22 protein-coding genes and 1 riboswitch are annotated in these 21,049 nt (G+C 72.0%); of the genes, 12 read left to right on the forward strand and 10 right to left on the reverse strand.

The genetic code is table 11. The annotated features are described in order from the left end of the window. Positions 1 to 61: 61 nt before the first annotated feature. From AB0H32_RS35980 to AB0H32_RS35990, 3 genes are all read right to left on the reverse strand, one after another. Positions 62 to 448, reverse strand: a complete 387-nt coding sequence (locus AB0H32_RS35980) for a DUF3040 domain-containing protein (RefSeq protein WP_361129782.1) — start codon at positions 446 to 448, stop codon at positions 62 to 64. 277 nt (positions 449 to 725) lie between these two features. After that, positions 726 to 1,496 (reverse strand): methyltransferase, encoded by a 771-nt coding sequence (locus tag AB0H32_RS35985; RefSeq protein ID WP_361129785.1) that lies wholly within the window; start codon positions 1,494 to 1,496, stop codon positions 726 to 728. A gap of 288 nt (positions 1,497 to 1,784) precedes the next feature. Beyond that, positions 1,785 to 2,348 (reverse strand): SAV_6107 family HEPN domain-containing protein, encoded by a 564-nt coding sequence (locus AB0H32_RS35990; RefSeq protein WP_361129788.1) that lies wholly within the window; start codon positions 2,346 to 2,348, stop codon positions 1,785 to 1,787. A 166-nt stretch (positions 2,349 to 2,514) separates the two neighbouring features. Here AB0H32_RS35990 and AB0H32_RS35995 point away from each other — a divergent pair, with 166 nt between their 5' ends. From AB0H32_RS35995 to AB0H32_RS36015, 5 genes are all read left to right on the forward strand, one after another. Further along, a complete protein-coding gene (locus AB0H32_RS35995) occupies positions 2,515 to 3,282 on the forward strand; it encodes an ATP-binding cassette domain-containing protein (RefSeq protein ID WP_361129791.1) in 768 nt (255 codons plus the stop codon). Then, positions 3,269 to 5,353: a YhgE/Pip domain-containing protein gene (locus AB0H32_RS36000; protein ID WP_361129793.1), complete on the forward strand. Its 2,085-nt coding sequence runs from the start codon at positions 3,269 to 3,271 to the stop codon at positions 5,351 to 5,353. The genes AB0H32_RS35995 and AB0H32_RS36000 overlap by 14 nt, the downstream gene beginning before the upstream one ends. Before the next feature lie 47 nt (positions 5,354 to 5,400). Continuing rightward, a complete protein-coding gene (locus AB0H32_RS36005; protein WP_361129796.1) occupies positions 5,401 to 6,030 on the forward strand; it encodes a TetR/AcrR family transcriptional regulator in 630 nt (209 codons plus the stop codon). Positions 6,031 to 6,409: 379 nt separating this feature from the next. Beyond that, entirely contained in the window at positions 6,410 to 7,027 is a 618-nt protein-coding gene (locus tag AB0H32_RS36010; RefSeq protein ID WP_361129799.1) for a DUF4126 domain-containing protein, read from the forward strand. A gap of 57 nt (positions 7,028 to 7,084) precedes the next feature. Then, positions 7,085 to 8,596, forward strand: a complete 1,512-nt coding sequence (locus tag AB0H32_RS36015; RefSeq protein ID WP_361129802.1) for an NAD(P)/FAD-dependent oxidoreductase — start codon at positions 7,085 to 7,087, stop codon at positions 8,594 to 8,596. Between the two features lie 27 nt (positions 8,597 to 8,623). Here AB0H32_RS36015 and AB0H32_RS36020 read toward each other — a convergent pair whose 3' ends face one another. The 5 genes from AB0H32_RS36020 to AB0H32_RS36040 form a co-directional block, all read right to left on the reverse strand. Next, a complete protein-coding gene (locus tag AB0H32_RS36020; RefSeq protein WP_361129805.1) occupies positions 8,624 to 9,571 on the reverse strand; it encodes a hypothetical protein in 948 nt (315 codons plus the stop codon). A 56-nt stretch (positions 9,572 to 9,627) separates the two neighbouring features. Further along, positions 9,628 to 10,551, reverse strand: a complete 924-nt coding sequence (gene metF / locus AB0H32_RS36025; protein WP_361129807.1) for a methylenetetrahydrofolate reductase [NAD(P)H] — start codon at positions 10,549 to 10,551, stop codon at positions 9,628 to 9,630. A gap of 148 nt (positions 10,552 to 10,699) precedes the next feature. Then, entirely contained in the window at positions 10,700 to 11,347 is a 648-nt protein-coding gene (thiE, locus tag AB0H32_RS36030) for a thiamine phosphate synthase (protein ID WP_361129810.1), read from the reverse strand. A gap of 89 nt (positions 11,348 to 11,436) precedes the next feature. Continuing rightward, positions 11,437 to 11,802 (reverse strand): Rv2175c family DNA-binding protein, encoded by a 366-nt coding sequence (locus AB0H32_RS36035; RefSeq protein ID WP_361129813.1) that lies wholly within the window; start codon positions 11,800 to 11,802, stop codon positions 11,437 to 11,439. Positions 11,803 to 11,997: 195 nt separating this feature from the next. Beyond that, positions 11,998 to 13,230, reverse strand: a complete 1,233-nt coding sequence (locus tag AB0H32_RS36040) for an FAD-dependent oxidoreductase (protein WP_361129816.1) — start codon at positions 13,228 to 13,230, stop codon at positions 11,998 to 12,000. A gap of 213 nt (positions 13,231 to 13,443) precedes the next feature. Next, positions 13,444 to 13,555, forward strand: a riboswitch (TPP riboswitch). Between AB0H32_RS36040 and thiO the strand changes: the two genes are divergently transcribed. The 6 genes from thiO (at position 13,553) to AB0H32_RS36070 (ending at position 19,310) form a co-directional block, all read left to right on the forward strand. Continuing rightward, entirely contained in the window at positions 13,553 to 14,731 is a 1,179-nt protein-coding gene (gene thiO / locus AB0H32_RS36045) for a glycine oxidase ThiO (RefSeq protein WP_361129819.1), read from the forward strand. Its footprint overlaps the riboswitch before it by 3 nt. After that, complete coding sequence (gene thiS / locus AB0H32_RS36050; protein WP_361129822.1) at positions 14,728 to 14,940, forward strand: sulfur carrier protein ThiS; 213 nt, start codon at positions 14,728 to 14,730, stop codon at positions 14,938 to 14,940. The genes thiO and thiS overlap by 4 nt, the downstream gene beginning before the upstream one ends. A 3-nt stretch (positions 14,941 to 14,943) precedes the next feature. Then, the gene (locus tag AB0H32_RS36055) at positions 14,944 to 15,738 is read left to right on the forward strand and encodes a thiazole synthase (protein WP_361129825.1); all 795 of its coding nucleotides are present in this window, start codon (positions 14,944 to 14,946) and stop codon (positions 15,736 to 15,738) included. 93 nt (positions 15,739 to 15,831) lie between these two features. Continuing rightward, positions 15,832 to 17,763, forward strand: a complete 1,932-nt coding sequence (pknB, locus tag AB0H32_RS36060) for a Stk1 family PASTA domain-containing Ser/Thr kinase (RefSeq protein WP_361129828.1) — start codon at positions 15,832 to 15,834, stop codon at positions 17,761 to 17,763. 34 nt (positions 17,764 to 17,797) lie between these two features. Further along, entirely contained in the window at positions 17,798 to 18,703 is a 906-nt protein-coding gene (locus AB0H32_RS36065) for a deoxyribonuclease IV (RefSeq protein WP_361129831.1), read from the forward strand. A 76-nt stretch (positions 18,704 to 18,779) separates the two neighbouring features. Continuing rightward, entirely contained in the window at positions 18,780 to 19,310 is a 531-nt protein-coding gene (locus tag AB0H32_RS36070; RefSeq protein ID WP_361129834.1) for a DUF4396 domain-containing protein, read from the forward strand. Between the two features lie 18 nt (positions 19,311 to 19,328). On the opposite strand, the gene AB0H32_RS36075 is transcribed toward AB0H32_RS36070, so the two are convergent. Then, the gene (locus AB0H32_RS36075) at positions 19,329 to 19,961 is read right to left on the reverse strand and encodes a sulfite oxidase-like oxidoreductase (protein ID WP_361129837.1); all 633 of its coding nucleotides are present in this window, start codon (positions 19,959 to 19,961) and stop codon (positions 19,329 to 19,331) included. 176 nt (positions 19,962 to 20,137) lie between these two features. On the opposite strand from AB0H32_RS36075, the gene bfr reads away from it, so the two are divergent. After that, a complete protein-coding gene (gene bfr, locus AB0H32_RS36080; protein ID WP_361129840.1) occupies positions 20,138 to 20,617 on the forward strand; it encodes a bacterioferritin in 480 nt (159 codons plus the stop codon). Here bfr and AB0H32_RS36085 read toward each other — a convergent pair. After that, the gene (locus AB0H32_RS36085; RefSeq protein ID WP_361129843.1) at positions 20,614 to 20,856 is read right to left on the reverse strand and encodes a (2Fe-2S)-binding protein; all 243 of its coding nucleotides are present in this window, start codon (positions 20,854 to 20,856) and stop codon (positions 20,614 to 20,616) included. The two genes, bfr and AB0H32_RS36085, sit on opposite strands and share 4 nt — an antisense overlap. Positions 20,857 to 21,049: the final 193 nt, after the last annotated feature.

The following is a 21,049-nucleotide window of genomic DNA, read 5'->3' on the forward strand; positions in this document are numbered from 1 at the left end:
CGGGTACACGTGTGGGGTGACCACCCACGGGTGGTCACCCCTCACCGAAGTCTGCTGTGGGCTAGTGTCCCTGCTGCTCGTCCCGGCGGCGCTGCCAGCGCTGCTCGATCCGGTCCATCATGGAGCGCTTCTGCCGTGCCTGGCGGCGAGGAGCGGCCGCGGGCTGTTCCCCCGGCTTGGGGGCCTTTCGCCAGCCGGTGACCGCGAGCACGGCGCAGCCCAGCATGACGAGGAAGCCCACCACGCTGATCCAGATCTGCTGCGCGACCATTCCGGCCATGAGGAGCGCGATACCCACGAGGAAGCCCGCGACCGCCTGGTAGACCCGCCGACGGGTGTACGTCCGCAGCCCACTTCCCTCAAGCGCCGACGCGAACTTGGGATCTTCGGCGTACAGCGCTCGCTCCATCTGCTCGAGCATGCGCTGCTCGTGCTCCGAGAGCGGCACGGAGTCCTCCTCATCGTGCAGTCGCGGGGGCGACCCGGGGGGTCCCTTCAGGATAGGCAGGGAATCGACCCCGTGAAACCCGCCCCTCTACGCCAATTGGCCAACCGGAAGCCGCCATGGCCGTTCCGACTCGCTGAGGCTTCCATTCCCCAGCGGCCGACCCGTCATGCCGGACGGTATACCTCGATCATACGGCGCAAACCGCTCGATCGGGCGTCTTGTGGCGTACTCCATCTGCTGCCGAGCGCCTGATCAGCGGCGGGTGCCGCGCAGGCACTCAGGCCTCCGCGGCCCCCGGCGTCTCACCGAGCACATGGAGCTGGGTGGCGACGGAGTGGAACGCGGACAGCTCGGCCGCGGCGGCCTCCAGCTTCAGCAGGGCGTCGAGGGCGCCCGGCTCGGTGTCCACCAGGACGCCGGGCACGAGGTCGGCGAAGACCCGTACGCCGTGCACGGCACCGACCCGCAGGCCCGCTCCCTCGACCAGCGCGGTGAGCTGCTCGGCGGTGAAACGGCGCGGCATCGGGTCCCCGGCGCCCCAGCGGCCCTCCGGATCCTCCAGGGCCTGCTTGGCCTCGGTGAAGTGACCGGCCAGGGCCCGGGCGAGGACGGCGCCGCCGAGACCCGCGGCGAGCAGGCTGAGGACGCCCTCGGAGCGCAGCGCGGCGACCGCGTTGCGGACGCCCTCGGCGGGGTCGTCGACGTACTCCAGGACGCCGTGGCACAGCACGGCGTCGTAACCGCCGCGTTCGACGACGTCGAACAGGCCGTGGGCGTCGCCCTGGACACCCCTGACCCGGTCGGCGACACCGGCCTCGGCGGCGCGGCGCTCCAGCGCGAACAGTGCGTTGGGGCTGGGGTCGACGACGGTGACGCGGTGGCCGAGGCGGGCGACGGGCACGGCGAAGTTGCCGCTGCCGCCTCCGGTGTCGAGCACGTCCAGCGACTCGCGCCCCGTGGCCTTGACCCGGCGGTCGAGGGCGTCCTGGAGGACCTCCCAGACCACGGCGGTACGGAGAGAGGCGCGGGGGCGCATCGGGTCCGACACGACAGTTGACTCCTCGGCACGGCACCGCCTGTTGCCCGGCGGCGCGAACGGGGTGCCTCCCCGGCCCGGGTGCGGGAGGGAGGAAGCTACAGCGGCCTCCACCCTATTGCCTCCGGTGCCGTACCCGGTCACCCATGGCCCACTGCCTCCGGTGCCCACCCGGTCACCCATGGCTCATTGCCCCTGGTGCCCTGCCGGTCCACCCACGGCCCGCCGCTCCCGATGCCGTACCGGTCCAGCCACGGCGGCCCACGGCTCGCTCCGTCCCGCACGCCGGGCCGTCCGCGGTCAGCCCGCGTCCGGCAGGCCGCGACGGGTGCCCGGGGCGTCCTGCTCGTCGGTGTCCTGGCGGGGCTGGGGCAGGACGGGCTGGAGCACCAGCATCCGTTCGACGATGCGGAGGAACATCGCCACGTCGCGTATCAGGTCGTCGGCGTCCCGCTGTCCGGCCGCGCCCTGGATACCGGCCTCGGCACGGGCACGGCGGGCGGCACCGGAGGCGAAGAGGGCGCTCCACTCGGTCAGTTCGGGGGCGATCTCGGGGAGCACTTCCCAGGCGCTGCGGATGCGGGCCCGGCGGCGCGGGGCGGTCTCGGGGCGCCCCCGGGCGGCGAGGACGGCGGCGGCGGTGCGCAGGGCGGCGAGATGGGCGGTCGCGTAGCGCTCGTTGGGTGTTTCCAGGACGGTGGCCTCTTCGAGGCCGGCCCGGGCCTGGGCGAGCAGGTCGAGGGCGGCGGGCGGGGCCGTGGCCCGGCGGAGCACGGGGTGCACATCACCCGCCGGGCCGGTCAGTGAGGGGGCAGGGCCGGTGGCGCGGCGCCGGTGGGCGGCGGCTGCGGACGAGCTGGCCATGACGAACCTCCTGTCGTCTGGTGACGGCACGGGTGCCGTATGTGCCCATCGTGCGGTATGGCACTGACAATCCGTTCTGACCTGGGCCTTTGCTTCGCTCGTGGGTTCGGGCGTATTTTTGCACTGACCAGTCAGTTCAAATAACGGCAAGCAGGCAGGGGGGCCAGTGGACGGCGCGCACGTCACGGCCGAGGGTCTCGGGCTCAAGGGGCCACGGGGGTGGGCCTTCATCGACATCACCTTCGACGCGGAACCCGGCTCGCTGATCGCGATCGAAGGACCCTCCGGCTCCGGCCGTACGAGTCTGCTGCTCGCGCTCACGGGACGGATGAAGCCCACCGCGGGCGCGGCCGGCGTGGGCGGGTTCGCACTGCCCCGGCACATGGCGGCCGTGCGCCGCATCGGCGCCGTGGCCAACGTGGCCGGTGTCACCGACCTGGAACCGGCCCTGACCGTCGGGGAGCACCTGCGCGAACGGGCCCTGCTGCAGCGCCGGTTCGGCGGCTCCCTGCGCGACCTGCTGCGGCCCCGCGCGCAGCGCGCCCAGGAGGCACGGCTGCGCGTCGAGACGGCCCTGGCCGCCGCCGGACTCGACCCGAAGACGCTCCCCAAGGACTCCCGGACGGCCGTACGCGACCTGGAGCGGCTGCAGGAGCTGCGCCTGTCCGTCGCACTGGGCCTCCTCGGCCGGCCCGCGCTGCTCGGGATCGACGACGTCGACCTGAAGCTCTCGGACACCGAGCGCGCCGAGGTCTGGGACCTGCTGCGCACCCTCACGCGCGCGGGGACGACGGTCGTGGCCGTGTGCCGCACCGCGCCCGAGGACTGCGTCCGCGTCTCCACCCGCCCCACCCGCCGAAGCGACGACCAGAGCGACCAGAGCGACCAGAGCGACCAGAGCGACCAGAAGGAGGAGGCCGATGCGCTCGCCTAGGCTGGCCGTGCTTGAGCTGAGGCGTTTCGGGCGGGGCAGGCTGCCGCGCGCCGCCCTGGTCGCGCTGCTCGTGCTGCCCCTGCTGTACGGCGCCCTGTACCTGTGGTCGTTCTGGGACCCGTACGGCCGCCTGGACCGCATTCCGGTGGCCCTGGTGAACGACGACAAGGGCGCCACGGCGGGCGGGAAGAGGATCGCGGCCGGCGACGGCATCGTCGACGGGCTCCGCGACAGCCGCACCTTCGAATGGCACGAGGTCAGCGACGCCGAGGCCCGCCGGGGAGTCGAGGACGGCACGTACTACCTGTCGCTGACCATGCCCTCCGACTTCAGCAAGCGGATCGCCTCCGGCTCGGGCGGCTCCCCGGAGACCGGCGCGCTCAGGGTCCGCACGAACGACGCGAACAACTACATCGTCGGCCAGATCTCCAAGACGGTCTTCAACGAGGTCCGCTCGGCCGCGTCCACCAAGGCGTCCCGGACCTTCCTGGACAAGATCTTCATCTCGTTCTCCGGCATCCACGACAAGACCCTGACGGCCGCCCAGGGCGCCGACCGGCTCAAGGACGGCATCGGGAAGGCCGAGAAGGGCTCCAAGGACCTCGCGGACGGTCTCAAGGACGCCAAGAGCGGCAGCGGCGAACTGGCCAAGGGCCTGAAGAAGCTCAACAAGGGCGCCGGCGACCTGGAGGACGGTTCACAGCGGGTCGCGGACGGCACCCGGACGCTCGCCGACAACGTCAACGGCGTCTACGGGAAGACCGGCTCGTTCCTGAAGGACAACGAGAAGACCATCGGGGACACGGCCCGGCTGGTCGCCGACTCGGCCAAGGCGGTCCGGCACAACCTCGACGTGCTGGTGAAGCTCGCACCGGGCGCGGCCAGGACCGCCCACGCCTCCTCCGACCTCCTGGACGACATCTACCGGACCCGCTGCGAGACCGCGGTCATCCCGGACCCCGTCTGCCCGGACCTGAAGAAGGCCAGGCAGGCGGCCGCCGACGTGGCCACCGTCGCGGACGACCTCAACACCCTGATCGCCGACCAGGACGGCGACCTGAAGACGATGCGGGACAACCTCGGCACGCTCCAGAAGCAGGCCCAGGCCCTTTCCGACCGCGCGCCGCACCTCTACGAGGACGTGAACGACGCCGTCAAGAAGATCAACAAGCTGAACGACGGCGCGGCCGAGGTCGCCGCGGGGGCGAAGAAGCTGCACACCGGCCTCGGCACCGCCCAGACCGGTTCGGCCACCTTGGACAAGGGCATCGGCACGGCCTCGTCGGGCGCCGAGACCCTCAACGGCGGCATGTACAAGCTGGTCGGCGGCTCCGGCAAGCTCGCCGGCGGTCTGCACGACGGGGCGAAGAAGATCCCGGACTACGACCGGCAGGACCGCGACCGGCGTACCGGCGTGATGGCCGACCCGGTCCAGCTCGCCTCCCACGACCTGCACAAGGCGCCCAACTACGGCACCGGGTTCGCCCCGTACTTCATCCCGCTGTCCCTGTGGGTGGGCGCGATGGTGGCGTACATGCTGATCCCGCCGCTCAACCGGCGTGCTCTCGCGGCCGGTTCGCCGGCCTGGCGGATCGCGCTGGCCGGCTGGCTGCCGGTGGCCGCGGTGGGCGTGCTGCAGACGGCCGCGCTGATGTCCGTGCTGCACTGGGCGATCGGCCTGCAGATGGCGCGGGCGGCCGGCACGGTCGGCTTCCTGTTCCTCGTGGCGGCGTGCTTCGCGTCGATCGTGCAGTGGCTCAACGCCCGCTTCGGCGCGGCCGGCCGGATCCTCGTCCTGGCGCTTCTGATGCTCCAGCTGACCTCGGCGGGCGGCACGTACCCCGTGCAGACCAGCCCGGGCTTCTTCAACGCCATCCACCCGTTCCTGCCGATGAGCTACATCGTGCTGGCCCTGCGCCGGCTGATCACGGGCGGCGGGCTCGGCCCGGTGTGGCAGGCCTGCGGTGTGCTGGCCGCGTTCACCGTGGGCGCCCTCGCGCTCACCGCGCTCTCGGCCCGGCGCCGCCAGGTGTGGACGCTGGACCGGCTGCACCCCGAGCTGAGCCTGTGATCCCCAAGAAGGCCCTGCACGCGCGCGTACCTGTGAGAATCAGGGCCATGGAAAGCAGCAGCGCCACGTCCGGCGGCAGCACGCGCCGCGAGGCAACCCGGCAGAAGCTCTACGAAGCGGCCGTCACGCTCATCGCCGAGCAGGGCTTCTCGGCCACCACGGTGGACGAGATCGCCGAGCGGGCCGGGGTCGCGAAGGGCACGGTCTACTACAACTTCGCGAGCAAGTCGGTCCTCTTCGAGGAACTGCTGCGGCACGGCGTGGGCCTCCTCACCGCCTCCCTGCGGGAGGCGGCCGAGCGGACCGAGGCCGAGGGCGGCAGCAGGGTGGACGCCCTGGACGCGATGGTCCGCGCGGGCCTGGTCTTCATCGACCGCTACCCGGCCTTCACCCAGCTGTACGTGGCCGAGCTGTGGCGCACCAACCGCGCCTGGCAGTCCACCCTGATGGTGGTCCGGCAGGAGGCCGTGGCCGTGGTCGAGGGGGTGCTGCGCGAGGGCGTGGCGGCCGGGGAGTTCAGCGAGGAGATCGACGTCCAGCTGACCGCCGCCGCGCTGGTCGGCATGGTCCTGGTGGCCGCCCTGGACTGGAAGTCCTTCCAGCCGGAGCGCTCCCTGGACGACGTCCACGCGGCCCTGTCCCGGCTGCTCCAGGGACGCGTGAGCGGAAAGGCCTGAGCCCGCGGGGAACACGCCCGCGGGGAACACGGGAAAGGCGCCGGTCCATGGCCGGACCGGCGCCTTCCTGCTCCCCCGTACTTCCCGTACTCCCCCGTACGGTTCTTCCCCCATTGGTCCCCCGTGGTGGTCTGCCCCGGGTCCCCCGTGCCTCGCTTCCGCCGCCGCGGCAGCGGAAGGAGCGGCCAGGACGCGGGCTCCGCTCCGCCGCCCCGTGTCGGCGGTGCCGGTCCGCGCCCCTTGCCGTGCCTCCACTCTCCCGTCGACACGGGGTGCGGCCCATCCGCGCGCGTACTCATCTCGCCGTCTGAGTACGGATACTCAGGCTTGCGTGCGCGTGCCCGCGACGCGGCGCCGCCGGCTGGTTACGATCGCGTCCGTGCCGGTACTCCCCCTGGTCTTCACCAGCGGCTGGGCCAGCGGCATCAACGCCTACGCGGTGGTGCTGCTGCTCGGCCTCTTCGGCCTGACGGGGGTGAGCGACGACGTTCCGCAGACGTTGCAGCGCCCCGAGGTGCTGATCGTGGCGGGCGTGCTCTTCCTGTGCGAGGCGGTCGCCGACAAGATCCCGTACGTCGACTCCGCGTGGGACTCGGTGCACACCGTCGTCCGGCCGCTCGCGGGCGCCTGGATCGGGGCGCTGCTGGCCGGGCACGGTGGATCGCCGTCGGACGTGGCCGCCGGGCTGATCGGCGGATCGACCGCGCTGGCCAGTCACACCGTGAAGGCCGGGACGCGGATGGCGGTCAACACCTCGCCCGAGCCGTTCAGCAACATCGTCCTGAGCTTCGCCGAGGATCTCGGGGTGGGCGGCGTCGTCACGTTCGCGATGTTCCACCCGGAGGCGGCGGCCCTCGTCGCCGCGGTGCTGCTCGTCTCCGGGCTGGTGGTGCTGGTGTTCCTCGTCTCCCGCATCCGGCGCTTCCTGCGGCGCCGGGCCCAGCGCCGGGAGGAGCGGCGGCTGGCCTCGCGGATGTCCGGGCCGCCGCCGGGCTGACCGTCCGCGAGCCGCCCGTGGACCGGGATGTCGGTGGCGGTCGATAAAGTCGCAGGCATGGCACGGATTGCGGTGATCGGCGCCGGGATGGGCGCGATGGCGGCTGCTGCCCGGCTGGCCGTCGCGGGCCACCGGGTGACGGTGTACGAGCGTACGGAGACGTACGGCGGTGCGGTGCGCCGCTTCGAAAAGGACGGGTTCGGGTTCGACACCGGTCCCGGGCTGCTGACGCTGCCGGCGGTCTACCGCGATCTGTTCGTCAAGACCGGCAAGGAGCCGCTGGAGGACTGCGTCGAGCTGGTCCAGGTCGACCCCGCCTCGCGGCACATCTTCGCGGACGGCACGCAGGTGTCCCTGCCGAACGCCTCGCGCGCGGGTGTCGTCACGGCCCTGGACGAGGCGCTGGGTGCGGGGGCCGGGCAGCGCTGGGGCGACTTCCTGGTGCGGGCCCGCGAAGCCTGGGACCGCACGCGCCGGCCGCTGCTGGAAGAGCCCCTGTGGCCGAACTGGCAGGTGCTGGCGGAGCGCGAGCCGTATCCGGCCGTCCCGCACAAGCGCCTGCTGCGCACCCGGCGTGCGAGCACGCCGGCCGAGATCGGGGCCTGGGAGCTGCGCGACGAGCGCCTGGCGGCCCTGCTGACGAGCCAGGTGCTCGGGTACGGCCTCGATCCCCGGACCGCTCCGGCGAGCGCCGCCGTGCTGCCGTACATGGAGCACGCCTTCGGCACCTGGTACGTGCGCGGCGGCATCCGGGAGCTGGCGCGCGCCGTGTACGAGCGCTGCGTGCAGCGCAGGGTCGAGTTCGCCTTCGGCGCCGAGGTCACGGGGATCGCGGAGAAGGACGGCCGGGCGGCGGGGGTGGAGCTCGCGTCCGGGGCGGTGGCGGAGGCGGACCATGTCGTGGCGGACGTGGACCCGGCCCGGCTGCGGACCCTGACGGGGCACCCGCTGGACGAGGAGGGTGACGTGCGGTCCGCCCCGCTCTCACCCGCGCCCGGACGCTTCACCCTTCTGCTCGCCCTGCGGGAGGGACGCGAGGAGCAGGCCGTCCACCGCACGGTCGTCCATGCACCGGATGCCGAGACCGAGCTGGACTTCCTGGTCTCTCCCGGCGGCGACGAGCCCGTGTGTCCGACGGTGACCGTACTGCGCCCCGACGACCCCGCGCTCAGACCGGACGACGCACACGAGTCCGTCGTGGTGTCCGCCGTCGTGTCGGCCGAGGCCGCCTGGGAGGACGCGGGCACCGTCCGGCGCTACACGGACTTCCTCCTGGAAGCGGCCGGGGCCGCCGTGCCCGGGCTGCCGGAGCGCCTGCTCTGGCACGAGGTGCGCGCACCCGGACACACGCAGGACGAGACAGGCACCCGCTCGGGGGCCGTGCCCGCTCCCGCACTCGCCGCCGGCCAGGGTCGTTTCCTGCACCCGGCGAACAGCACGCGCCTGCCCGGTCTGTACCGCGTGGGCGGCTGGTCGCACCCCGGCGGCGGCCTCCCCCATGCCGGCATGTCGGGTGCGCTGGTGGCCGGGCTGATCGTGGAGGGCCCGGACTTCCACGGCTCGCAGTGAGGGGCCCGCAGTGAGCGGTACGGCCCCTCAGAAACGGTACTGCTCGTCGTAACCGGCGCCCGGCTGCGGCTGCTGCCCGTTGCCCTGGTACGGGTAGGGCTGTTCCTGCGGGAGTTCGGCGCCGTAGGTCTCGTCGGTGCGCTGCTGCGGGACCCACACCCCGCCGGCCGGCGTCTGGCCGTAGCCGCCGGTGGCGTACGGGTCCTGGCCGTAGCCCTGCTGGTTGTACTGCTGGTCGTAGCCGGTGTCGTACGAGGCTCCGCCGTAGGTCTGGGCGCCGACGTAGGGGTCGGAGTAGTTGGCGTACTGCTGCTGGCCGCCTGCCTCGTAGCCGTAGTTCTGCTGGCCGTAGCCCGAGTAGTCGTAGGCGTAGGCCTGGTCGGTGCCCGGGGCGGCGGACGCGTAGGTCGGGTTCTGGGCCTGGGCGGCGCCCGGGTTGGCGGTGCCGCCGTAGACGCCGTAGGAGCCGGTGTCCTCGGGCAGGGGCTGGGGCTCGTAGACGGCGGTGGTCTCGGCGGCGGGGGGCTCGGGAGACCGGTTGGGGGTGAAGACGTCGTCGCGGTCGTAGTCGTCGTCGCCGTAGCCGAGCTGCTCGCGGCCGTAGCCGCCGTCCCGGTCGTCGGCGTCCTCGGTCTCCTCCAGGCCGGAGACCTCCAGGGACGGGTCCTGGCGGTCCGCCCTGCCGCGGCGGCGCTTGCTGCCGCCCTCGGCCTCGGGGCCGGGCCGTTTGACCGCCCAGCCCGCGGCGAAGCCTCGGCGGAAGGACAGCGTGACGTAGGTCTGGCCGATCGCGAACGCGATCGCGCCCACCCCGATGACGATGACGGACGGCATCAGCACGCCCACGACGACACCGAGGAAGCCCGCGAACGCGAGCAGCCGCCAGCGCAGCCGCGCCTTGTACTGCAGCAGCACCTCGCCGAGCAGCCACAGTGCGACGATGCCGAACGCGATGTAGAGGACCGTCCAGCCCATGTACGCCCCTCTCCCAGTAACCGCTACGCAGTGTGTCGTATGGCGGTGCGGCCGGTCTAGGCCTGCGGGGGGTGGTGCAGGCCCAGGTTCTCGTAGATCTCCAGGGTCGCCGTGGAGTTGTTGAGCGTGATGAAGTGCAGCCCTGGCACTCCCTCGGCCAGCAACCGCGCGCAGAACTCCGTGGCGAACTCGATGCCAATGGAGCGTACCGCCGCCGGATCGTCCTTCGCTGTGAGGATCCGCTCTTTCAGGGCGTCCGGGAACTGCGCGGTGCTGAGCTTGGGCAGCCGCTCCAGCATCTTCACGCTGGTGACCGGCAGGACCTCGGGGATGACGGGGGTGTCGCAGCCCGCGGCCTCGACGCGGTCGCGCAGCCGCAGATACGACTCCGGCTGGAAGAACATCTGCGTGATGGCATAGTCGGCGCCCGCACGGCACTTGTCGACGAAGTGCGCGACATCGGCGTCCCAGTGGGTGGAGCGCGGATGCATCTCCGGGAAGGCTGCCACGCCCACGCAGAAGTCGCCCGACTCCTTGATGAGCCGGACGAGTTCGGCCGCGTACGTCAGACCGCTCGGGTGCGGCACCCACTCGCCCATCGGGTCACCGGGCGGGTCGCCGCGCACCGCGAGCATGTTGCGGATTCCGGCGTCGGCGTACTGGCCGATGATGTTGCGCAGTTCGGCGATGGAGTGGTCGACCGCGGTGAGGTGGGCGACCGGCGTGAGCGTCGTGTCCACGACGATCTGCTGGGTCTCCTTGACCGTCGTCGTGCGCGTGGAGCCGCCCGCGCCGTAGGTGACGGAGACGAAGTCGGGGGCCACCGCCTCGACCCTGCGCAGTGCGTTCCACAGGTTCCGCTCACCCTTGGGGGTCTTCGGCGCGTAGAACTCGAACGAGTACGTCGTCTTGCCGGTGCCGAGGATGTCGCGCACGGTGCGTGCACGATCAGTCCTGGTGGATGCGGTTCCTAGGGCCATACCGGCAGGTTAGCCAGGGGTGAGCGGTCCCCCAACCGGATGTCGGAAATTTGCCCGATTTGCCGGTCTCCTGTCCACTCCTTGGACAGAATTCCGGACACCGGCCGGAGCGGGACCCCTGGTGGGCCCTGCACCGGCCGCCGGAGCTTCACACCTGGCGCAGACGCTTCGCGAATTCCGCCGCGGCGGCCCCGGGGTCGTCCGCCTCGGTGATCGCGCGAACCACGACCACCCGGCGGGCCCCTGCGTCCAGCACCTCGTCCAGATTGCCGAGGTCGATGCCGCCGATGGCGAACCAGGGACGGTCGGTGCCCAGCGCGGCGGTGTACCGGACCAGGTCGAGGCCGGGCGCGTGACGACCGGGCTTGGTGGGGGTGGGCCAGCAGGGGCCGGTGCAGAAGTAGTCCACGCCCTCCTGGACGGCGGCCGCGGCCGCCTCGGACTCGGCGTGCGTGGACCGGCCGATCAGGACGTCGTCGCCGAGGATCGCCCGGGCCGCGGGGACCGGGAGGTCGCCCTGGCCCAGGTGGAGGACGCCGGCGCCGGCGGCGTGGGCGACGTCGGCCCGGTCGTTGACCGCGAGCAGCTTGCCGTGCCGGGCGCAGGCGTCGGCGAAGACCTTCAGGTGCTCCAGCTCCTCGGCGGCCTCCATGCCCTTGTCGCGCAGCTGGACGATGTCGACACCGCCGGCCAGGACCGCGTCCAGGAACTCGGGGAGATCGCCCTGCCGGGTGCGGGCGTCCGTGCAGAGGTACAGGCGGGCGCCGGCGAACCTGCTGCGGGCGGTGTCGGACATGGGTGGATCCCCCCGTGGTCGGTGTCCATGGGCGTGCGAGGGGTGGCGTACGGACCGTGGCCGGTACGCCACCCGTGGTGCGGGTCGGCTCAGACGGCGAGCGCCTGGGCGCGGCGCTTCACCTCCGTGCCGCGATTCTCGCTCAGTGCCTGCGCGGGGGTGCCGGGCAGGGTCGGGTCGGGGGTGAAGAGCCACTCGATCATCTCTTCAACCGTGAAGCCGTCGTCCCTCAGGAGCGTCAGGGTCCCGGACAGGCCCTTGACGACCTTGTCCCCGTCGATGAAGGCGGCGGGGACGTGCAGCGCCCTGTTCTCGCCTCGGCGTACGGCGACGAGCTGGCCCTCCTTGACCAGCTGCCGCACACGCGTCACCTCGACGCCGAGCTGTTCGGCGATGTCGGGGAGGGTGAGCCAGGCGGGGACGAGAGCATCGATCTTTGCGTCAATCTCGGTCACGGAACCTAGCCTGCCATCCGCCACTGACAGTCGGAAGTCAGGCCGGTCCACGTGGCGCTGCGCGGGTGGTGCCGGGCGCGGCGAGGAAGAGCCGGAATCGGGGCCGGAACGGGGCCGCCGAGCGGCTGCGGCACCGTTGTGGCTGGTCACGCAATTCCCCGCGCCCCTTCAGGGCGCTGCCCCCTGGGGCGCTCGTCAGTCGGCCGTGGCGTCCTTCAAGGGGCGGGCCGGGTCGGCCAGGGTGTCCGCGTCCATGCGGCGGCCCGCCTCGATCAGGCGCCGCCCCTGGGCCAGGTCGCGCGGCCTGCCGACGGCCAGCAGGGCCACCAGCCGGTCCTCGCGCAGCCAGCAGACGGTCCAGGCCGGGCCGGCCGGGTCGCCGCGCCACACCAGGCGGTCGGCCGCGGGATGGTGCCCTGCGTACTGGACGAACCGGCCGAACTGCTCGGACCAGAAGTACGGCACCGGGTCGTAGACCGTCGGGGTCCCGCCCAGGATGTTCGCGGCGACCGTGCGCGGCCCCTGCAGGGCGTTGTCCCAGTGGTGGACCAGCAGCCGGGCGCCGTACCGGGCGGAGGGGAAGGAGGCGCAGTCGCCGACGGCGTACACGTCCTCGGCCGAGGTGCGCAGGTGGGCGTCGGCCGCGACCTCGCCGTGGGCGCCCAGCTCGATGCCGGAGCCGGCCAGCCAGGCGGTGGCCGGGCGCGCGCCGATGCCGACCACGACGGCGCCCGCGGGCAGCCGGGTGCCGTCGGCGAGCACCACGGTGCCGGGCTCGATGCGCTCCACGCGCGCGTGGGTGCGCAGCTCGGCGCCGCTGTCGGCGTACCAGGCGGTCATGGAGGCGGCGACCTCGGCGGGCAGCGCGCCGGCCAGCGGGCGGCCGGCGGCCTCGACGACCGTCACCGCACAGCCCGCCTCCCGGGCCGCCGTGGCGAACTCGGCGCCGATCCAGCCGGCGCCGACGACCACGATGTCGTGCTGCCGGGCGAGCACAGGCCTAAGCCGTTCGGCGTCGTCCAGGGTGCGCAGCAGGTGCACACCGGGCACGCCCTCGGTGCCCGGCAGCCGAATCGGTTCGGCGCCGGTGGCGAGGACCAGGACGTCGTAGCGCACGGGCCCTGCCCCGGTGTCCAGCTCGTGGTCGCCGGGACGCACGCCCAGCACCTCGCAGCCGAGGCGCAGTTCGATGCCGAGCGAGTCGAAGTCGACGTCGAAGGCCGAGCCCTCGGACGTGCCGAGCAGCACGGCCTTGGACAGCGGCGGCCGGTCGTAGGGCTGGTGGGGCTCGGCGCCGATCAGGGTCACGGTGCCCGTGTGGCCCTGTTCCCGCAGGGCCACCGCGGTCTGCACCCCGGCCATGCCCGCGCCCACGACGACCACGCGCCGCCCCTGTGCCGTGCCCTGGTGTGGTGTCTGCTCGCTCACCCGATCACCATAGACAACTGACAAATAGTCAGTCAGCGGGCGTGCTCAGTGACCTGTTGCACACCACTCTTGGCGGTGCCGGCCGCACCGCCGCCGGGCTGCGACCTGCGGCTCCGTCCGCCCCGGGGGCCGGGACCGGTCCCCCCGGCGAGCGGGCCACGGGCCGGGGCTCCCTTACGGGTGACGAGCGCTGCGGGCTAGGGTGGCCCCCGTACAAGCACTCGCGGGAGCCCGGACGCACCGGGCTGAGAGGGAGGCTGGCGGCCTCCGACCGTACGAACCTGATCCGGGTCATGCCGGCGAAGGGAGGGGCTGGACGCCCATGTCGTCACGTACGTCCGACGTCCTCGTCATCGGGGGCGGAATCATCGGCCTGGTCACGGCCTGGCGTGCCGCGCAGCGCGGGCTCGCCACGGCCGTGGTGGACCCCGAGCCCGGCGGCGGGGCCGCGCGGGTCGCGGCGGGGATGCTGGCCGCGGTCACCGAACTGCACTACGGCGAGGAGACGCTGCTCGCCCTCAATCTGGAATCGGCCCGCCGCTATCCGGACTTCGCGGCCGAGCTGACCGAGCTGACCGGCCACGACCTCGGGTACCGCCGCTGCGGCACGCTCGCCGTGGCCCTGGACGCCGACGACCGCGCCCATCTGCGTGAGCTGCACGATCTGCAGCAGCGCTCGGGGCTGGAGTCGGAATGGCTGTCCGGGCGGGAGTGCCGGCGCCTGGAGCCGATGCTCGCGCCCGGGGTACGCGGCGGGCTCCGGGTCGACGGCGACCACCAGATCGATCCGCGGCGGCTGGCATCGGCCCTGGTGGCCGCGTGCGAGCGGGCCGGGGTGGCGTTCCACCGGTCGTGGGCCGAGCGGCTCGACATCGCAGGGGACCGCGCCGTCGGCGTCACCACGGCGGACGGCACCGGGCTCGGCGCGGCGCAGGTCGTGCTCGCGGGCGGGAGCCTGAGCGGGCGCCTGACGGGCGTCCCCGAGGCCGTGCTGCCGCCGGTGCGGCCGGTGAAGGGTCAGGTGCTGCGGCTGACCGTGCCCCCGCGGTACGCGCCGTTCCTGAGCCGTACCGTGCGGGCCGTGGTGCGCGGCAGCCATGTCTACCTGGTGCCCCGGGAGAACGGCGAGCTGGTCGTCGGCGCGACCAGCGAGGAGCTGGGCTGGGACACCACGGTGACCGCGGGGGGCGTGTACGAGCTGCTGCGCGACGCCCATGAGCTGGTGCCGGGCATCACCGAGCTGCCCCTGACCGAGACCCGGGCGGGACTGCGCCCGGGCTCCCCCGACAACGCGCCGCTGCTCGGCCCGTCCGGCCTGGACGGGCTGCTGCTGGCCACCGGGCACTACCGCAACGGTGTGCTGCTCACGCCGGTCACCGGGGACGTGATGGCTCAGCTGCTGACCGGCGGGGAGCTGCCCGAGCAGGCCCGTCCGTTCACTCCCGGGCGCTTCTGCGCCGCACCCGCCGACCGGACCGCCCCCATGGAGCAGCCCGCATGACCGTCTCCGTCACGATCTCCGTCAACGGGGAGCACCGGCAGGTCGCCCCGGGCATCGCGCTGGACGTCCTCGTCAGGACCCTCACCGTGGCGCCCTCCGGCGTCGCGGCCGCCGTCAACGAAACCGTCGTCCCGCGCGCGCAGTGGCCGCTCACCTCCCTCTCCGAGGGAGACCGCGTGGAAATCCTCACCGCAGTGCAAGGAGGCTGAACCATGGCCGACGATCCCTTCGTCCTCGGCGGCCTGCCCTTCGGCTCCCGGCTGATCATGGGTACGGGCGGTGCGCCGAGCCTGGACGTCCTGGAGCGGGCGCTGGTCGCCTCCGGCACCGAGCTGACCACCGTGGCGATGCGGCGGGTCAATCCCGAGGTGCACGGCTCGGTGCTGTCGGTGCTGGAGAAGCTGGGCATCCGGGTGCTGCCGAACACGGCGGGCTGTTTCACCGCCGGGGAGGCCGTGCTGACCGCCCGGCTGGCCCGGGAGGCGCTGGGCACGGACCTGATCAAGCTGGAGGTCATCGCCGACGAGCGGACGCTGCTGCCGGATCCGGTGGAGCTGCTGGATGCGGCGGAGACGCTGGTCGACGACGGTTTCACGGTGCTGCCGTACACCAACGACGATCCCGTGCTCGCCCGGAAACTGGAGGACGTGGGCTGTGCGGCGGTGATGCCGCTGGGCTCGCCGATCGGCTCCGGTCTGGGCATCCGCAATCCGCACAACTTCCAGTTGATCGTGGAGCACGCGCGCGTACCGGTCATCCTGGACGCGGGCGCCGGCACGGCGTCGGACGTGGCCCTCGCGATGGAGCTGGGGTGCGCGGGGGTCATGCTCGCCTCCGCCGTCACGCGGGCGCAGGAGCCCGAGACGATGGCCGCCGCCATGAAGCACGCGGTGGAGGCGGGACGGCTGGCCCGGCTGGCCGGGCGGATCCCGCGCCGTCACTTCGCGGAGGCGTCCTCCCCGGCGGAGGGACGTGCGCACCTGGATCCGGAACGCCCTGCCTTCTAGGGGCGTACCACGCGGGTCACAGCTCTGCTGCATTCCGTCCCCGGAACGGCCCAACGGGCGGGAGTGTCGGTCGCCCCTCGTACACTCGCCTGCGTGGATACGACCCTTCAGGACCCCCTCGTCGGGCAGGTGCTCGACGGCCGGTATCGCGTCGATGCGCGGATCGCGGTCGGCGGGATGGCCACGGTCTACCGGGCCCTGGACACTCGCCTGGACCGGGTTCTCGCGCTCAAGGTGATGCACCCGACGCTGGCGGCCGACGGGTCGTTCGTGGAGCGGTTCATCCGCGAGGCGAAGTCGGTCGCCCGGCTGGCCCACCCCAACGTGGTGCAGGTCTTCGACCAGGGCACCGACGGGTCGTACGTGTACCTGGCGATGGAGTACATCGCCGGGTGCACCCTGCGGGACGTGCTGCGCGAGCGGGGCGCGCTGCAGGTGCGGGCCGCGCTGGACATCCTGGAGCCCGTGCTGGCCGCGCTCGGCGCCGCGCACCGGGCCGGGTTCGTGCACCGGGACATGAAGCCCGAGAACGTGCTGATAGGGGACGACGGGCGGGTCAAGGTCGCCGACTTCGGGCTGGTGCGGTCCGTGGACACCGTGACCAGCACGACCGGCACCGTGCTCGGGACGGTTTCGTATCTCGCGCCCGAGCAGATCGAGCAGGGCACCGCCGACCCGCGCGTCGACGTGTACGCCTGCGGTGTCGTGCTCTACGAGATGCTGACCGGCGGCAAGCCGCACTCCGGGGACTCCCCCGCCCAGGTGCTCTACAAGCACATCCACGAGGACGTGCCGCCGCCCTCCGCGCTCGTGCCGGGGCTGCCCCACGAGCTGGACGGGCTGGTCGCCTCGGCCACCGCGCGCACCCCGGACCTGCGGCCGCACGACGCGGCGGCGCTGCTCGGGCAGGTGCTGCGGGCGCGTGCCCAGCTCACCGCCGAGCAGCTGGACGCCCTGCCGCCGCAGGCGCTGTCCGCGGAGCACGACAACGCCGGGGACCGCACGAGCGTGATTCCGCGCTCACTCACCGTGCCCCGGCCGCTGCCCGTCAACGAGGACGAGGAGCCTCCCGCGGGGGACGTGCAGCACACCAGCCGGCTGGACAGCCCTCCGGTGCCTGCGCGGCGGCGGCCGACGCGGCCCCGGCGCGGTCTCGTCACGATCATCGCCGCGATCCTGGTGGTCCTCGGCGTGGGTGCCGGGGTCTGGTACATCAGCTCCGGGCAGTTCACCAAGGTCCCGCAGGTGCTGGCCAGGACCGAGGACCAGGCGAAGGCGCGGCTGAAGGCGGCCGGGCTCGACGTCAAGCGGGTCAGGCTCGAATACAACGACACGATCGAGCGCGGCACCGTGATCAGCACCGACCCGGCGGCCGGGGCCCGGATCCGGAGCAACGACTCCGTGACCCTCGTGGTCTCCCGGGGACCCGAGATAGTGAAGGTGCCGGACCTGGCGGGCGTCCCGCTGGGGAAGGCACAGGCGAAGCTGAAGGCGGCCGGCCTGGAGCCGGGCATGGTCAACCGGGCATTCAGCGACAGCGTCGCCAAGGGGTCGGTGATCAGCACCGACCCGGAGGCCGGCATCAAGCGGCATGCGGGCTCGGCGATCGCGCTCCTGGTCAGCAGGGGCAACCCGATCGACGTGCCGGACGTCACCGGCGACGACCTCGACAACGCCAAGCAGGAGCTGCAGGACGCCGGTCTGAAGGTGACCATCTCCTCGGAGCAGGTCAACTCCGAGTACGACAAGGGACAGGTGGCCCGGCAGTCCCCGGCCGGCGACAGCCAGGCCGCCGAGGGCGACACGGTGACGCTGACGCTGTCCAAGGGCCCGGAGATGGTCGAGGTGCCGGACGTGGTCGGGGACAGCGTGGACGACGCGCAGAAGGCGCTGGAGGACGCCGGCTTCAAGGTCGAGAAGGACCGGGGCCTGCTCGGGCTCTTCGGCGACACCGTGAAGAAGCAGTCGGTTCAGGGCGGCGAGACGGCCCCCAAGGGGTCGACGATCACGATCACCATCCGGTGACCGGGGGCGGCATGCCGCGTGACACCCTGAACGGGTGAGCATCGAGCAGTCCCCCGCCCCTGCCGGCGACCCCGCGACCGGTCCTTCCCGCAACCCCGTCGGCGGTCATGTCCCCGTGGCCGGCGGCCTGAACTCCGTCGGCCTGTCCTACGCCCGTGAGCTCGGGGCCGAGACCGTGCAGGTCTTCGTGGCCAATCCGCGGGGCTGGGCGACGCCGGCCGGCAGTCCGCGCCAGGACGAGGCGTTCCGGGCGGCCTGTGCGGCGGAGTCGATCCCGGCGTACGTGCACGCCCCCTATCTGATCAACTTCGGCTCGCACACCGGGGCGACCGTGGAGAGGTCGGTCGAGTCGCTGCGGCACTCGCTGCGACGCGGGCGCGAGATCGGTGCGCTGGGTGTCGTCGTCCACACCGGCAGCGCGACGGGCGGACGGGAGCGGGCCGTGGCGCTGAAGCAGGTGCGGGAGCATCTGCTGCCGCTGCTGGACGAGCTGACCCACGACGACGACCCGTTTCTGCTGCTGGAGTCGACCGCCGGGCAGGGCGCCTCGCTGTGCTCGCGCACCTGGGACTTCGGGCCGTACTTCGAGGCACTGGACGCCCATCCGAAGCTGGGCGTGTGCCTGGACACCTGCCACATCTTCGCCGCCGGGCACGACCTGACCGGGCCGGACGGCATGCACCAGACCCTCGATCTCCTCGTGGACACCGTCGGCGAGGGGCGGCTGAAGCTGATCCACGCCAACGACTCCAAGGACGTGGTCGGCGCGCACAAGGACCGGCACGAGAACATCGGCGCCGGCCACATCGGCGAGGACCCGTTCCGGGCGCTGATGGCCCACCCCGCGACCGAGGGCGTCCCGCTGATCATCGAGACGCCCGGCGGTAAGGAGGGGCACGCGGCGGACGTGGAGCGGCTGAAGAAACTGCGCGACGGATGACCCGCCGAGGAATACCCCATGGGGGTATGCGGTTCCTGCTCGGTGCAGGAACCGTTACCTGGCATTGGGGGCACTCATGCAGCACGAGGCGCACACAGCACACGCAGCGCACGAGGAACACCGGGCGCAGAAGGAACACACGGACCACGCCCACCACCACGGGCCGACGGTGGCCACCTGGCCCACGGCCGTCCGGGCCACCCTGCACTGCCTCACCGGCTGCGCCATCGGCGAGGTGCTCGGCATGGTCGTCGGCACGGCGTTCGGGTGGGGAAACCTGCCGACGACGATCCTGGCGATCGCGCTGGCCTTCCTCTTCGGCTACTCGCTCACCCTGCGCGGAGTACTGAAGGCGGGCGTCGACCTCCGCACCGCCCTCCGGGTCGCGCTGGCCGCGGACACCCTGTCCATCGCGGTGATGGAGCTGATCGACAACGGCGTGATCGTGCTGTGGCCGGACGCGATGGACGCACAGCTGGACGACCTGCTGTTCTGGGGCTCGCTGCTGATCTCGCTCGTGGTGGCCTTCGCGGTCACGACGCCGGTCAACAAGTGGACGATCGGCCGGGGCAAGGGCCACGCGGTGGTGCACCGGTACCACCACTGACCGGCCCACCGGGAGACGTCAGAGCTCGGGGCCGTCCCCGAGCTCCTCCTGGTAGGAGTAGCGCTGCTCCCTCCAGGGGTCGCCGATGTTGTGATAGCCGCGCTCCTCCCAGAAGCCGCGGCGGTCGGCGGTCATGTACTCCACGCCCCGCACCCACTTGGGGCCCTTCCAGGCGTACAGATGGGGGACGATCAGGCGCACCGGGAAGCCGTGCTCGGCCGTGAGCAGTTCACCGTCCTTGTGGGTGGCGAAGACGGTGCGGTCCGAGTCGAAGTCCGCGAGCCGCAGATTCGAGCTGAACCCGTACTCCGCCCACACCATCACATGGGTGACATCCGGCGCCGGCGGGGCCAGGTCGAGGATCGTCCGGGCCGGGATGCCGCCCCACTCGGCGCCGACCATGCTGAACTTCGTCACGCAGTGCAGATCGGCCACCACGGTGGTGTGCGGCAGGGCCGTGAACTCCCCGTGGTTCCAGGTGTGCTTGTCGCCGTCGGCGGTGGCGCCGAAGACCCGGAACTCCCACCGTTCGGGCCGGAACTTCGGTACGGGCCCGTAGTGCGTGACCGGCCAGCCACGCTGGAGTCGCTGCCCCGGCGGGAGCTCGGACCCTGCCACTGCCCCAGACTCTCGCTCCACCGGATGACCCATGTCTCCATCCTGACAGACCTGGGACAGTGCCCTTGACCACCGATTCATAAACCGGACAACTAGCTCCAAGTCAGGACTTACTTACTAAGTACGCACTTACTGGACGATCTTCGCCGCCGGTGCAATCATGCGGCCGCACACCTCACCCGTCCCCCCGTGTGGAAGGAGCCGCTGCGATGCAGGGCGACCCCGAGGTCATCGAGTTCCTCAACGAGCAGCTCACCGGCGAGCTGACCGCGATCAACCAGTACTTCCTGCACGCGAAGATGCAGGAGAACTTCGGCTGGCCGAAGCTCGCCAAGTACACGCGGCACGAGTCGTTCGACGAGATGAAGCACGCCGAGGTGCTCACCGACCGGATCCTGTTCCTGGAGGGGCTGCCCAACTACCAGCGGCTGTTCCATGTGCGGGTGGGGCAGACCGTCAAGGAGATGTTCGAGGCCGACCGGCAGATCGAGGTGGAGGCGATCGACCGGCTCAAGCGGGGCATCAAGGTGATGCGCGAGAAGGGCGACATCACGTCCGCGAACATCTTCGAGGACATCCTCGCCGACGAGGAGCACCACATCGACTACCTCGACACCCAGCTGGAGCTGGTGGAGAAGCTCGGCGAGGCACTGTACATCGCCCAGCTGATCGAGCAGCCGGAGAGCTAGGCCGCCTCGTCCAGGCCGACGGCACCGGACAGCTCGGTCAGCACCGGCCTGCCCTGCTCGGCCAGCTCTCGGCGCGGACAGGCGCCACGGCCGAGAATCGCCTGGATCCGGCGGACGCACGAGCCGCAGTCCGTGCCCGCCTTGCTGGCCGAGGCGATCTGGCGGGGGGTGCAGGCGCCGTTCTCCGCGTGCTGCTTGACCTGGGCCTCGGTGACGCCGAAGCAGCTGCATACGTACACGCGGATTCACCTCCCGACGGGATCACTCTCTCGACTGCCATCCCCTTGATCGGTGAGGCAAACCTAACCTTACCCATCGTCCGGGGAGTGCAAAAGTGGAGTGGGGGGGGGGGGTGGGGGTTGGCGAGACAGTCATAAAGTTCAATAGTAATCAAGAACCAACAGAATAAATCATAATAATAATGAAGGACAA

The sequence above is a fragment of the Streptomyces sp. NPDC020362 genome (assembly GCF_040642095.1).
Lineage (GTDB): Bacteria > Actinomycetota > Actinomycetes > Streptomycetales > Streptomycetaceae > Streptomyces.

Excerpts from the sequence above, each read along its gene's own strand:
- AB0H32_RS35990 (WP_361129788.1), bottom strand. The coding sequence starts at position 2,348 with ATGGCCAGCTCGTCCGCAGCCGCCGCCCACCGGCGCCGCGCCACCGGC.
- AB0H32_RS36000 (WP_361129793.1), top strand. The coding sequence starts at position 3,269 with ATGCGCTCGCCTAGGCTGGCCGTGCTTGAGCTGAGGCGTTTCGGGCGG.
- AB0H32_RS36005 (WP_361129796.1), top strand. The coding sequence starts at position 5,401 with ATGGAAAGCAGCAGCGCCACGTCCGGCGGCAGCACGCGCCGCGAGGCA.
- AB0H32_RS36015 (WP_361129802.1), top strand. The coding sequence starts at position 7,085 with ATGGCACGGATTGCGGTGATCGGCGCCGGGATGGGCGCGATGGCGGCT.
- AB0H32_RS36020 (WP_361129805.1), bottom strand. The coding sequence starts at position 9,571 with ATGGGCTGGACGGTCCTCTACATCGCGTTCGGCATCGTCGCACTGTGG.
- metF (WP_361129807.1), bottom strand. The coding sequence starts at position 10,551 with ATGGCCCTAGGAACCGCATCCACCAGGACTGATCGTGCACGCACCGTG.
- thiE (WP_361129810.1), bottom strand. The coding sequence starts at position 11,347 with ATGTCCGACACCGCCCGCAGCAGGTTCGCCGGCGCCCGCCTGTACCTC.
- thiO (WP_361129819.1), top strand. The coding sequence starts at position 13,553 with ATGTCGTCACGTACGTCCGACGTCCTCGTCATCGGGGGCGGAATCATC.
- thiS (WP_361129822.1), top strand. The coding sequence starts at position 14,728 with ATGACCGTCTCCGTCACGATCTCCGTCAACGGGGAGCACCGGCAGGTC.
- AB0H32_RS36055 (WP_361129825.1), top strand. The coding sequence starts at position 14,944 with ATGGCCGACGATCCCTTCGTCCTCGGCGGCCTGCCCTTCGGCTCCCGG.
- AB0H32_RS36070 (WP_361129834.1), top strand. The coding sequence starts at position 18,780 with ATGCAGCACGAGGCGCACACAGCACACGCAGCGCACGAGGAACACCGG.
- AB0H32_RS36075 (WP_361129837.1), bottom strand. The coding sequence starts at position 19,961 with ATGGGTCATCCGGTGGAGCGAGAGTCTGGGGCAGTGGCAGGGTCCGAG.
- bfr (WP_361129840.1), top strand. The coding sequence starts at position 20,138 with ATGCAGGGCGACCCCGAGGTCATCGAGTTCCTCAACGAGCAGCTCACC.